The following is a 12,934-nucleotide window of genomic DNA, read 5'->3' as shown; positions in this document are numbered from 1 at the left end:
CTGCCTTGGCGGGCAAAGTCAAGCCGCAGCGGCACCAATGGCGCAAAAGAGCCGCCACAAGGTGCAATTTTCTTGGAGTCAGCTTCGGCGCTGGCTAGAAAAAACCAATTGGCCCACTCTGGCGGCTGGGCAGTAGGTTTCGAGGCAAAGACCGAATGGTCGGGCAATTTGATCACGCAGTTATATCCCCCGAGACGCGCCAACCTGAAAGGCTGGCCCGATGACGGATCGGATGGACAGGGTCTTGGGCGTCGTCGTTCTTGCCGGTTTCGTCGCCTTGGCGGTTCGCAGTTATTGGGGCAACTGGCCGGTGGATCTGTCGGCGCTTTATTTCGCAGCCTATTTCTTTGACGCCGGGGCGCATGATCTGGTTTACGCCCCGGATGGTCAGGCATTCTGGGATCAGGCCCATCCCGAGTGGCGCGAACTGGCGCGGGCGCAGGGGTATGAGGCGAACCTGTTGCCGGCCTATGTCTATCCGCCGCTTTGGGCTGCGGTTCTGGGGCCGTGGGCCGGCGCCGTGTCCTTTGCAAGCTTCGCGAACAGCTGTCTGATCGCTTTTCTAGGGGCGATCATCGGCATGATTTTCATGGCGTATGAAATGGCCTGCCGGATCGCATCTGCTGCCCACACGCGTATGATTCCCTTCGCTACCTTTTGCCTGATCGGAGCCATTCTGGCCGGATACACCTCGTTTGGTTCGCTTTCCTTTCAGTTGGGGCAGCCGCAGATCCTGGTCTCGTTCCTTTTGATGCTTTGCCTGTACCTGCTCGGCCTTGGCAAAGACATCCCGGCGGGATCCGTGCTGGCATTGGCGGCGGCGATCAAACTGATGCCCGCGATGCTGGTAGTGCTGTTCGTTATGGAAAATCGCTGGCGCGCGCTGGGTGCATTCGTGCTGGCGGGGGCATTGTTGGCCGGTCTTTCGGTGATCGTCGCAGGGTGGCCGATGCATCAGGCCTTGCTAGAGCGGGTCGGGCATCTGTCGACACAGATCTCGATCAGTCGGTTGGGGATCGGGATGGAAACGGTACTCTATCATATCGGGCAAGCGGCGACGGGTGACGTTCAGTGGCAGATCGAACGTCCTGAATTAATAGGGAAACCCGTTTGGCTGGGCATCGCTGCCCGCGCCATTCTGATCGTCGGAATGCTTGCCATCTGGTTCTGCACGCGCGCCGTATTGCCGCCGATCCGACTGTGGGTCCGGTTTACGCTGCTTTTTCTGTTGGTCGTGACAACCGCATCGCTATCGTGGCTTCACTATCTGATATTGCCCGCGCTGTTGGCGTTGATCTCGCTTGGTCTTTCGCCAAGCCCCCGCGTGCGCCTTGTTTTGCTGGGCGGCGCGGTTCTTACCAGCCTGCCGGTCTACTTGTGGCTGCTGGGTACACCGCTTGCGGGCTACGGCGAGGTCTATCTGCATCTGGCCCTGATCGCAGCCGTGGCGCTTGCCCTTTTGCTGACGGCGCGAAATCATCGTGGTTGAAACAGCAAACAGGGCTTGCAGAAACCCTGCTGGTGTCTATAACCCACGACAATTTGCGCGCGGTTGGGATTCCCGCGCGCGTTCAGTCTGCCGATGGGGGATACCATGCCAAAAAGAACCGATATCAACTCGATCATGATCATCGGCGCGGGGCCCATCATTATTGGGCAGGCCTGCGAGTTTGACTACTCGGGTGCACAAGCCTGTAAGGCGCTGCGCGAAGAAGGCTACCGTGTCATTCTGGTGAACTCGAACCCGGCGACGATTATGACCGATCCGGGTCTGGCCGACGCCACTTACATCGAGCCGATCACCGCAGAAGTCGTCGCCAAGATCATCGAGAAAGAGCGCCCCGATGCGCTGTTGCCGACCATGGGCGGTCAGACCGGTCTGAACACCGCGCTGGAGCTGGACGATCTGGGCGTTCTGGACAAGTTCAACGTGGAACTGATCGGCGCCAAGCGCGACGCCATCGAGATGGCCGAAGACCGCAAATTGTTCCGCGAAGCGATGGACCGTCTGGGCATCGAGAACCCGCGCGCGACCATCGTGACCGCACCGACCAATGAAAAGGGTCAAGCTGATCTGGACGCTGGCGTGAAGACGGCGCTGGAGACGCTGGACGACATCGGTCTGCCCGCGATCATCCGCCCCGCCTTTACCTTGGGCGGCACCGGCGGTGGTGTGGCGTATAACCGCGAAGAATACGAACATTACTGCCGCACTGGCATGGATGCCTCGCCGGTGAACCAGATCCTTGTGGATGAAAGCCTGCTGGGTTGGAAAGAATACGAGATGGAGGTCGTGCGCGACACTGCCGACAACGCCATCATCGTCTGCTCGATCGAAAACGTGGACCCGATGGGTGTGCACACGGGCGACTCGATCACCGTCGCGCCCGCGCTGACGCTGACCGACAAGGAATACCAGCTGATGCGCACGCACTCGATCAACGTGCTGCGTGAGATCGGCGTGGAAACCGGCGGGTCGAACGTACAGTGGGCTGTGAACCCGGCTGATGGCCGCATGGTCGTGATTGAGATGAACCCGCGCGTGTCGCGGTCTTCGGCGCTGGCCTCCAAGGCCACGGGTTTCCCGATCGCCAAGATCGCTGCGAAGCTGGCTGTTGGCTATACGCTGGACGAGCTGGACAACGACATCACCAAGGTCACGCCTGCCTCGTTCGAGCCGACCATCGACTATGTCGTCACCAAGATTCCGAAATTCGCCTTCGAGAAGTTCCCCGGCTCCAAGCCCGAACTGACCACCGCGATGAAATCCGTGGGCGAGGCCATGTCGATCGGCCGCACCATCCACGAATCGATGCAGAAGGCGCTGGCGTCGATGGAATCGGGCCTGACCGGCTTTGACGAGGTCGAAATCGAAGGTGCGCCGGAAGAGGCTGCCATCGTCAAAGCGATTTCCGAGCAGCGTCCCGACCGCATCCTGAAGATTGCGCAAGCCATGCGCCTTGGCATGTCGAACTCCGACATCCAGCGCGTGACCGCGTTTGACCCGTGGTTCCTGGATCGCATCCGCGAGATCGTGGATGTCGAAAACGAAGTGCGTGAAAACGGCCTGCCGCTGACCGCTGAAGGTCTGCGCAAGCTGAAGATGATGGGCTTTACCGATGCACGCCTGGCCAAGCTGTCGGGCCGCACCGAAAAAGACGTGCGCGACGTACGCCGGAACGTGGGCGTGAACGCTGTGTTCAAGCGCATCGACACCTGCGCGGCGGAATTCGAAGCGCAAACGCCCTACATGTACTCGACCTATGAAGCCCCGATGATGGGCGAGGTTGAATGCGAGGCCCGCCCGTCCGACCGCAAAAAGGTCGTCATTCTGGGCGGTGGCCCGAACCGTATCGGGCAGGGGATCGAATTCGACTACTGCTGCTGTCACGCCTGTTTCGCGCTGACCGAACGCGGGTACGAGACCATCATGATCAACTGTAACCCCGAAACCGTGTCGACCGACTATGACACCTCGGATCGTCTGTATTTCGAACCGCTGACCTTTGAACACGTGATGGAAATCCTACGTGTCGAGCTGGACAACGGCACGCTGCATGGCGTGATCGTGCAGTTCGGTGGTCAGACTCCGCTGAAACTGGCCAATGCGCTGGAAGCCGAAGGTATTCCGATCCTGGGCACCACCCCGGACGCCATCGACTTGGCCGAAGACCGCGAGCGGTTCCAGGATCTGGTCAACAAGCTGGGCCTGAAACAGCCGAAGAACGGCATCGCCTCGACCGATGAACAGGCGCTTGAAATTGCCGAGGACATTGGCTTCCCGCTGGTGATCCGCCCGTCCTACGTACTTGGTGGCCGCGCGATGGAGATCGTCCGCGACATGGGCCAGCTGAAACGCTACATCGCCGAAGCTGTTGTGGTGTCGGGCGACAGCCCGGTGCTGCTGGACAGCTATCTGTCCGGCGCAATCGAGGTTGATGTCGATGCGCTGTCCGATGGCGAGGACGTACACGTCGCAGGCATCATGCAGCACATTGAAGAAGCCGGCGTCCACTCGGGCGATTCGGGGTGTTCGCTGCCGCCCTACAGCCTGTCGGAAGACATCATCGAAGAGCTGCGCCGCCAGTCGCGCGAGCTTGCGCTGGCCCTGAACGTGGTTGGCCTGATGAACGTGCAGTTCGCCGTGAAAGATGGCGAGATCTATCTGATCGAAGTGAACCCGCGTGCCTCGCGGACCGTGCCTTTCGTGGCCAAGGCGGTTTTGTCGCCCATCGCCTCGATCGCGGCGCGCGTCATGGCGGGCGAGAAGCTGGACGCGTTCGATCTGGTTGATCCCAACATCGACACCTATGCGGTGAAAGAGGCCGTTCTGCCCTTCGCCCGCTTCCCCGGCGTCGACACGATCCTTGGCCCGGAAATGCGCTCGACCGGCGAGGTTATGGGCGCGGACAAGGACTTTGCGATGGCCTTCCTGAAGGCACAGCTGGGCGCAGGCACCATGCTGCCGACCGAAGGCACCGTGTTCCTGTCGATCAAGGATGGCGACAAGACCGCGCAACTGGTCGAGACCGCCCAGATGCTGATCGAGCAGGGCTTCCGCATTATCGCGACTTCGGGCACGGCCAAGTTCCTGGCTGAAAACGCGGTCGAGGCTGATGTTGTGGCGAAAGCCTATGAGCCGGGCCGCATGATCATCGACATCATGAAAGATGGCGAAGTGCATCTGGTCATGAACACGACCGAGGGCGCGCAGTCCGTCAGCGACAGCCGCGAGATGCGCAACGTCGCCCTGATGGACAAGATCCCCTATTTCACCACGCTGGCAGGCAGCCATGCCGCCGCCCGCGCGATGAAGGTCCGCGGTGAACGCGAGATCACGGTCAAGGCGCTACAAGAGGCGTAAGCCCACCAGACAAGACAGAGCAAAGGGCGCGGCAATTCCGCGCCCTTTTTCGTGGTTTGGCGAAAATCTCGTTTGATATGGGCGGGCTGTGCTATGCTTTCCCCAACAAGAAGGAGAGCAGTGATGAAACCCCTTGCCCCCATGGTCTTGCCCGTCGCGGTTGTCGGTCTGTTGTCCGGATGTCAGCTGATGCAGCCATCCACGACGCCCACCACCAACGTCACGGACCTGCCGTTGATGGGTGGATATCGCGACCCGGCGGATGAATGCGAAAAGCTGGGCGAGAACGAACTGACCATCAACTATCTGGACCACACGGCCACACTGGTCGGTTGCCCAGCAGACTATGAAGGTCTGGGCGTGTTCCAAGTGGACACCGGCGGCGTCGAGGTCGCGCGGATCGATGGCTGGGTTCTGTTCAGCGTCCCAAGCGGGATCTAACCGTAAAGCTGCTGCGCCTGGCTGAATGACATCAGTTTCTTGCTTTTCTCATCCCACAGATGCAGTCGCGCACTGGCCAGACTTTCACGGATCGTCATCCGGTTGATCGTCGCCAGATATTCGTTTTCCTTCAGGACTTCTGTCAGGCGATAGAACGGGATGCGGCTGTGTAGGTGATGCACGTGGTGGATGCCGATATTCGCGCTGAACCACTGCAGGATGGCGGGCATTACGTAGTGCGAGCTGCCATGCAACGCCGCATCGTGCAGCTGCCAGTCTTCCTCGGCCTTCCAGTGTGTCTCTTCAAACTGGTGCTGGATATAGAACAACCACATACCTGCGGTGGCGGCCAGAAGCGTGGTGGGTAGGAAGATCAGAAGGACAGGCATCAGCCCACCAAAATACCAGATCAAAACAAGCGCTGCGACGATGACGAGGTTTGTTCCCATGGCGCTGATCCAGTATTTCGCGGCGTTCATCAAGCCGAAAGGCAGACGATTTTGCAGCAGGAACAGATAGCCGGGTGCAAAGCCGAACAGCGTGATGGGGTTGCGATACACCCGGTACTGAAACTTCCGTAGTGGCGACAGCGCTTTGTACTCGGCGACGGTCAGGGTCATGATGTCCCCAATCCCGCGCTTGCCCAGATTGCCGGCGGAGTTGTGGTGGATCGAATGCGTGCGTTTCCAGACGTCGTAAGGCGTCAGGGTGACGACCCCGATCGCCCGGCCAACCCAATCGCTGACGGTCCGGCTTTTGAAGACCGAACCATGTCCACAGTCATGCTGGATGGCAAACAGGCGCAACAGGAATGCCGCGTTGAAAAGCGCAATGCCCAGGCTCAGCCATGGGCTGATCGACAGGCAATACCACGCGAGCGCCCAGAGCAGCAGAAACGGAACCGCGCTGACGACCAGCTCGAACGAGCTGCGTAGCGTGCTGGGTTCGCGATACTTGGCCAGCGTTCTGACCCAATCGCGGGCGGTAAGGTCTTCGTCTTGCGGGAGCGGAATGCTTGAGAGCTCTGTCATTGGCCTGCTTTTGTGGTGTCAGGCCATTCGGATAGACTATCGCGTCAACATATCAAGCGAATTCTGGAATATGTGGGGAACTCTCGTTTTGCGAGAGTGCGCCAAAGTTCAGGCGCTCAGCCCAATCGGGTCGATCCGATAGACGCCGTTAATCCGCCATTTGCCATCGATAACGATCATTTCGTATGCGAACCAATGGTCCTTGCCGGACTGATCCTGAATGCGCAGACGTTGAAGCGTATAGCTGCCATTGGTGATCTGATCGACATACTCCACCTCGGACGGGTTCTGCACCATGGGATAGCCATTCTGCACCATTAGGCCGAAGTTTTCGGGCGTGCCGAACAGGTTCTGAATATTAGGCGAGGCATAGGAAAATGCCGTGTCCGCATCCTGCGCCCCGAACGCGTCGATCTGGGACGAGATCACATCCTCGATGCTTTGGTCTTGTGCATAGACTGGGGTCAGCATCAACGCCAAGCCCAGCAGAAGAGATGTTGGAAACCTCATGTGTATCACCTCCTTTACGAAGACGAATACGGAGCGAGCTGCGGTTTGGATCAGTTGCAGGAATAGATGCCGCGCGCGACGGTGGCTTTCCAATCCGGGCCCAATACCTCGCGGGCGTCGATCGCAGTCTTGTAGCCGCGGTCGCGTGGCTTGAACATCTGGACATACATCATAGCCTCATGCGCGCCAGTCATAACAACCCGCTGGTTGCCGAAATAGGTGACATTGCCATTGGCCGAGGGGCTGGATGTGTCGGCGGTGGCATAGGGGTTCGCATGGGTTGGACCCGTCACGGATGCGCGGGTGCTGTTGGCCACGGTGTTACGGAGGATCTGGAACCGGTCATAGCCACGGCGCAGCGTCTCAACCGCCGCCAGCTCCTGCTCGACCCGGGCGGCTGCCATTGGACCACAGGCAGTCGCGGTGGATGTCCTGAGCATAAACTGACTTTCCAGGCCACTGTTCGATTGGCACCCCGCCAAAGCGGCCAAGCTAAGGGCCAATGCCATTCCGATACGTCGCTTCATGTGGAAATGCCTCCGGTTGGTTCGGCCACAATCTAGCCGAGGTGGTGGTAGGGGCAACCCTTGGTTTATGACGTGAGCTGCCCCCACAGATCATATTCCCCCGCCTCATCCACTTCGACGGACACGATATCCCCGACCGAAAGCCCCTCGGTGCCGTCGTCGATGAACAGGTTGCCGTCGATCTCGGGCGCGTCGGCTTTGGTGCGGCAGGTGGCGATGCCGTCTTCGTCGATGTCGTCGACGATCACGTCCATCATCTGTCCGACTTTCGCGGCCAGTTTGGCTTCGGAAATCGCCTGCGCTTTCTCCATGAAACGGTCCCAGCGGTCTTGTTTGACCTCGGCGGGGACGTGGTCGGGCAGGTCGTTGGAGCGTGCGCCATCGACGTTTTCGTATTGGAAGCAGCCGACGCGATCCAATTGGGCCTCGTCCATCCAGTCCAGAAGGGTCTGAAATTCTTCTTCGGTCTCGCCGGGGTAGCCGACGATGAAGGTCGAGCGCAGGGTGATGTCCGGGCAGTCCGCGCGCCACGCGGCGATCTCGTCCAGCGTTTTGGATGCTGCTGCCGGGCGGGCCATGCGTTTCAACGTGTCCGGGTGGGCGTGCTGGAAGGGGATGTCCAGATAGGGCAGGATCAGCCCCTCGGCCATCAGCGGGATCAGATTGCGCACATGCGGGTAGGGATAGACATAGTGCAGGCGCACCCACAGGTCTTTACCCGCACCCAGCGCGCCAAGGTCACGCGCCAGATCGGTGATGTGGGCGCGGTGGCCGCGTTCTTCCGCGTGCTTGATGTCGACGCCATAGGCCGAGGTATCTTGGCTGATCACCAGCAGTTCTTTCACGCCCGCATCCACCAGTTTCCCGGCCTCGCGGACGACCGCATGGGCCGGGCGGCTGGCCAGTTTCCCGCGCATGTCGGGGATGATGCAGAACTTGCACTTGTGGTTACAGCCTTCCGAGATCTTCAGATAGCTGTAATGGCGCGGGGTCAGGCTGACGCCGGTGGCGGGCAGCAGGTCGATGAACGGGTCGGGGCTGGGCGGCACGGCGCCGTGCACGGCGTCCAGCACCTGCTCGTATTGATGCGGGCCGGTGACGGCCAAGACGCTGGGATGGGTGCCGCGGATGTAATCCTCTTCCGCGCCCAGACAGCCGGTGACGATCACCTTGCCGTTTTCATTCAGGGCTTCTCCGATCGCTTCAAGGCTTTCGGCCTTCGCTGAATCAAGAAACCCGCAGGTGTTTACGATGACTGCATCGGCACCGGAGTAGTCGGGGCTGATCGCATAGCCCTCGGCGCGTAGGCGGGTCAGGATGCGTTCGCTGTCGACCAGCGCCTTTGGGCAGCCAAGGCTGACCATGCCCACGGTGGGCTGACCCGCGCGGGCGGGCTCGGAAAAGCGGGCCTTGGGGGCAAGGTCGGGACGCAGGTTGGGCGGATTTACAGGATCAGTCATGGCGGGCCGTATAGCTAAAGCTGTGCGCGATGGGAAGGGCGCGGGGGTGGAATGCAAAAGCGCGCCCGGTGGGACGCGCTTTCGAAAAACTGTGTCGCGGTCGCTTACCGTTTGCGGTCGCGGCGCGAGGACATCGGTTGGAACGCCACGCCCACATGCGCCTCGCAATAGGGTTTGCCTTGCTGGACGCCCAGACCGCAGAACCAGAAGTCATCGGTGGCCGGGTCGCCCACAGGCCATTTGCAAGTCTTCTCGGTCAGTTCCATCAGGTTCAGACGCTTGGCGCCTTTTTCCACTTCGCTAACTTTGGCCAGGGCCTCGGGGCTGATTTCGTTGGCCGAAGGCTGCGGGGGCAGGGGTTGGCCTGCCGGAATGATCGCCTTGCGCGCGGGCGTTGCTGGTTTGGCGTCCGCCACTGGCGCCTCTTCGGCTTTCGGCGCAGGTTCAGCGGCTTTCTTCGGGGCAGCCTTGGGCTTGGCCGCTACCTTAGGCTTGGCGGCTGTCTTGGCCGTTGCCTTGTCGCCAGCAGGGGCTTTGCTGCCACCGCTCGAGCGGTTGGATAGGCCCAGACGATGCACCTTGCCGATGACCGCATTGCGGGTCACACCACCAAGTTCCTTCGCGATGACCGAGGCCGATTGACCCTCGCCCCACATCTTCTTCAGGATTTCTACGCGCTCGTCGGTCCAGGACATGCTTTCTTCCCGTCTGCTTGGGGGCGGCCGTTCTCGGTCAGGCCCCTTTGAATTCACAAGGCCCTATACTAGTCACCCACGCGGCGGATACAAGCCAAGAAGCCGCTTTACTTGGCCTGTCGTCCTTCGCGCCACGCCAGAATGGCACCACCCGCCACGATAATCCCCGCTCCAAGCGCGCTGAGCCACCCGGGCGCCACGCCAAACAGGCCAAAGTCATAGAGGGCGGCGAAGATCAGTGTTGCATACGAGAACGGCACGACAAAGCTGGCATCGGCGCGCCGGATCGCCTGCACATAGCACGCCTGCGCCGCGGCCATCATGAAGCCAAGCGCTGCCAGCACGCCCCATTGCGCGGGCGTGGGCGCTTGCCACACGAACAGCACCGCGCACGTGGCGATGGTCAGACCGAAGGCGTTGTTGATGACAAGGATCTGCAAGGGCGCTTCGCGCCCGGCCAACCGTTTGATGAAGATGGTCTCGAGCCCTAGTAGCGCTGCCGCCCCGAGGGCTAGAAACGCCGCAGGGTCAAAGCTGCTGGCGCCCGGGCGGATCAGGATCAGCGCGCCCGTCAACGCCATGGCCACAGACAGCCAGCGCCACGGGCCGACACGTTCACCCAGCAGTGGGATGGCCAGCAGCATCGCGAAGACCGGATTCAGGAACGAAATCGCAGTGGCATCCGCCAACGGGATCAGCGTGGCGGCGGCAAACATCAAGGTCACGCCCACAAATCCGGCGGCAGACCGCGCGGCATGAAGTTTCATGTTCGGGCGCGTGATGCGCAACCGGCGAAACAACGCGAAGCTGCCAATCGCCAGAAACGCAAAGGTAAACCGTCCGTGCGTGATCTGGACCGGGTGCAGCGGATCGCCCAACAGATCTTTCCCCGCCAGCTTCGCCATCAGCGTCGTGCCCGCGATGAACACGGTGGCCACCAGCATGAAGCCGACGGCAGCGAGGGGAGCGTTGCGCGTTTCCATCCTTCTCTCCTACGCATAGGTATCTGGTTTGAAAAGGCTGGACAGCACGGGTGCGATCCCCTATCCCGCCCCCATGATCAAACGCCTGCATATCGCTGAAACCCGACGCCGACGCACCCGCGCCTGACGTCCCGTTCGTTTGATCCTGCGCTCCGTTTGCGCAAACCCCTCAGAAACCCTCTGGAAAATGTTGACTTGAAGCCCGCCATCCGGCACGCAAAGGCTTCTTTTTTGTAAAGGATACGACCATGATCCCGTCGCTTCTGCCGACCTATAACCGTGTAGACCTTGCTTTCGAGCGCGGTCAGGGCAGCTGGCTTGTTACGGATGGGGGCGAGCGATATTTGGATCTGGGCGCGGGCATCGCGGTGAATGCGCTGGGCCATGCCCATCCTGCGCTGGTTCAGGTTCTGGCCGAACAGGGTGCGAAGCTTTGGCATGTGTCGAACCTTTACAAGATCCCGCAGCAACAGAGGCTGGCGGATCAGCTGGTCGATCTGACCTTTGCGGACACAGTGTTCTTTACGAACTCGGGCACGGAAGCCTGTGAACTCGCCGTGAAAATGGCGCGGAAGTACTGGTCTGACAAAGGCGAGGAGCGCGCGCGGATCATCGGTTTTGACGGTTCGTTCCATGGCCGGTCGTCCGCAGGCATTGCCGCTGCAGGTGGCGAAAAGCTGACCGCAGGTTTCGGCCCGCTTCTGCCGGGCTTCACGCATCTGCCGTTCGGTGACCTTGATGGTCTGACCAATGAACTGGCCGAGGGCGACGTGGCCGCCGTGATCATCGAACCCGTACAGGGCGAGGGCGGCATTCGCCCCGTGCCGGATGACGAGCTGAAAGCTATCCGTGCCGCTTGTGACGATGCGGGCGCTTTGTTGATCTTTGACGAAGTACAGTGCGGCATGGGCCGGACCGGTAAGCTGTTCGCGCACGAGTTCTCGGGCGTCACGCCGGACATCATGATGGTTGCCAAAGGCATCGGCGGGGGCTTCCCGCTGGGCGCTGTTTTGGCGACCGAAGATGCGGCAAGCGGCATGGTCGCTGGCACCCACGGATCCACCTATGGCGGCAACCCTCTGGCCTGTGCGGTCGGCTCGAAAGTGACCGAGATCGTCGCCGATCCTGCGTTCCTTGCCGAGGTCAGCCGCAAGGCAGGTCTGTTCCGCCAGAAGCTGGAAGGCCTTGTGGCCGAGCACCCTGCTGTATTCGAAGAAGTGCGCGGGTCGGGCTTGATGCTGGGCCTGAAATGCAAGGCGACCAATATGGACGTGCTGGCGAAATGCTATGACGCGCAGTTGCTGTGCGTGCCCGCGGGCGACAACGTGCTGCGCATCCTGCCCGCACTGACCATCGAAGACGAAGACATCTCGCAGGCGGTCACCCGCCTTGAAACCGCTGCCAAGGCCGTGGAGGGCCAGAGCACATGACACATTTCCTTGACATTAACGCCACCGATACGAGCGACCTGAAAAACATCATCTCGGAAGCACACCGGATCAAAGCCGCGCGCGCAGGTCGCCCCAAGGGTGCATTGGACGACGAAAAGCCGCTCGACGGTCATATGGTTGCGCTGATTTTTGAAAAGCCCTCGACCCGGACCCGCGTCAGCTTTGACGTGGGTGTGCGCCAGATGGGTGGGCAAACCATGGTTCTGTCCGGCTCGGAAATGCAGCTGGGCCACGGCGAAACCGTTGCGGATACTGCGAAGGTTCTGTCGCGCTATGTCGACATGATCATGATCCGGACCTTTGAAGAGGCGACGCTGCTTGAGATGGCGGAATACGCTGACGTGCCGGTGATCAACGGGCTGACCAACCGCTCGCACCCCTGCCAGATCATGGCCGACATCCTGACCTATGAAGAACATCGCGGCTCGATCGAGGGTAAGAAAGTGGTCTGGGCCGGCGACGGCAACAATGTCTGCGCGTCTTTCCTGCATGCCGCGGGCCAGTTCGGGTTCGACCTGACCTTCACCGGGCCGGAATCGCTGGATCCGGAAATGGGTTTTGTCGAAGAAGCGCGCGCCAAAGGCGTGAATGTCGAGATTGTGCGCGATCCGGTGAAAGCCGTGGAAGGTGCCGACCTTCTGGTTGCGGACACGTGGGTCTCGATGCACGACGCGCCGTCCGCTCGTGAACGTCGCCACAACCTGCTGCGCCCCTATCAGATCAATGACGAGCTGATGGCGCACGCCAAACCCGACGCGCTGTTCATGCACTGCCTGCCCGCGCACCGGGAAGAAGAAGTCACGAACTCGGTCATGGATGGTCCGCAATCGGTGATCTTCGACGAAGCCGAGAACCGGCTTCACGCGCAGAAGGCCGTGATGCGCTGGTGCTTGGGGAAGTAAATAGAGTAATTTTGGGACCGTCTTCGGGCGAACTACTGGGAAGGATCGAGAGTGTTTGAGGAACTAGCCA

At 60.6% G+C, this 12,934-nt stretch carries 11 protein-coding genes; 5 read left to right on the top strand and 6 right to left on the bottom strand.

Annotated features, from left to right (window positions below; genetic code table 11):
• Positions 1 to 220 precede the first annotated feature (220 nt).
• The 3 genes from MWU53_RS09080 to MWU53_RS09070 all read left to right on the top strand — a co-directional run bounded on the left by MWU53_RS09080 (position 221) and on the right by MWU53_RS09070 (position 5,305).
• Positions 221 to 1,489 carry a glycosyltransferase family 87 protein gene (locus MWU53_RS09080; RefSeq protein WP_247092598.1) on the top strand — a complete coding sequence of 423 codons (1,269 nt, stop codon included), beginning with the start codon at positions 221 to 223 and terminating at the stop codon, positions 1,487 to 1,489.
• Positions 1,490 to 1,594: 105 nt separating this feature from the next.
• Positions 1,595 to 4,864: a carbamoyl-phosphate synthase large subunit gene (carB, locus tag MWU53_RS09075; RefSeq protein WP_247092597.1), complete on the top strand. Its 3,270-nt coding sequence runs from the start codon at positions 1,595 to 1,597 to the stop codon at positions 4,862 to 4,864.
• A 123-nt stretch (positions 4,865 to 4,987) separates the two neighbouring features.
• Entirely contained in the window at positions 4,988 to 5,305 is a 318-nt protein-coding gene (locus MWU53_RS09070; RefSeq protein ID WP_247092596.1) for a hypothetical protein, read from the top strand.
• Here MWU53_RS09070 and MWU53_RS09065 read toward each other — a convergent pair.
• From MWU53_RS09065 to MWU53_RS09040, 6 genes are all read right to left on the bottom strand, one after another.
• Positions 5,302 to 6,336, bottom strand: coding sequence for a fatty acid desaturase (locus MWU53_RS09065; RefSeq protein WP_247092594.1), 1,035 nt, complete (start codon positions 6,334 to 6,336; stop codon positions 5,302 to 5,304). The two genes, MWU53_RS09070 and MWU53_RS09065, sit on opposite strands and share 4 nt — an antisense overlap.
• A gap of 108 nt (positions 6,337 to 6,444) precedes the next feature.
• On the bottom strand, positions 6,445 to 6,846 hold the full coding sequence (locus tag MWU53_RS09060) for a DUF4864 domain-containing protein (protein WP_247092592.1): 402 nt from the start codon (positions 6,844 to 6,846) through the stop codon (positions 6,445 to 6,447).
• 50 nt (positions 6,847 to 6,896) lie between these two features.
• The gene (locus MWU53_RS09055; RefSeq protein WP_247092590.1) at positions 6,897 to 7,373 is read right to left on the bottom strand and encodes a hypothetical protein; all 477 of its coding nucleotides are present in this window, start codon (positions 7,371 to 7,373) and stop codon (positions 6,897 to 6,899) included.
• A 65-nt stretch (positions 7,374 to 7,438) separates the two neighbouring features.
• Complete coding sequence (rimO, locus tag MWU53_RS09050; protein ID WP_247092587.1) at positions 7,439 to 8,833, bottom strand: 30S ribosomal protein S12 methylthiotransferase RimO; 1,395 nt, start codon at positions 8,831 to 8,833, stop codon at positions 7,439 to 7,441.
• Positions 8,834 to 8,937: 104 nt separating this feature from the next.
• Entirely contained in the window at positions 8,938 to 9,528 is a 591-nt protein-coding gene (locus tag MWU53_RS09045) for a GcrA family cell cycle regulator (RefSeq protein WP_247092585.1), read from the bottom strand.
• Between the two features lie 107 nt (positions 9,529 to 9,635).
• Positions 9,636 to 10,511 (bottom strand): DMT family transporter, encoded by an 876-nt coding sequence (locus MWU53_RS09040; protein WP_247092583.1) that lies wholly within the window; start codon positions 10,509 to 10,511, stop codon positions 9,636 to 9,638.
• A gap of 248 nt (positions 10,512 to 10,759) precedes the next feature.
• Here MWU53_RS09040 and MWU53_RS09035 point away from each other — a divergent pair, with 248 nt between their 5' ends.
• Together MWU53_RS09035 and argF are read left to right on the top strand one after the other, a co-directional pair.
• Positions 10,760 to 11,941 carry an aspartate aminotransferase family protein gene (locus MWU53_RS09035; protein WP_247092581.1) on the top strand — a complete coding sequence of 394 codons (1,182 nt, stop codon included), beginning with the start codon at positions 10,760 to 10,762 and terminating at the stop codon, positions 11,939 to 11,941.
• A complete protein-coding gene (gene argF / locus MWU53_RS09030) occupies positions 11,938 to 12,864 on the top strand; it encodes an ornithine carbamoyltransferase (RefSeq protein WP_247092580.1) in 927 nt (308 codons plus the stop codon). The genes MWU53_RS09035 and argF overlap by 4 nt, the downstream gene beginning before the upstream one ends.
• Positions 12,865 to 12,934: the final 70 nt, after the last annotated feature.

The organism is Aliiroseovarius sp. S1123 (assembly GCF_023015885.1).
Classification (GTDB): domain Bacteria; phylum Pseudomonadota; class Alphaproteobacteria; order Rhodobacterales; family Rhodobacteraceae; genus Aliiroseovarius.
This window is presented reverse-complemented; position numbering and strand designations above follow the sequence as displayed.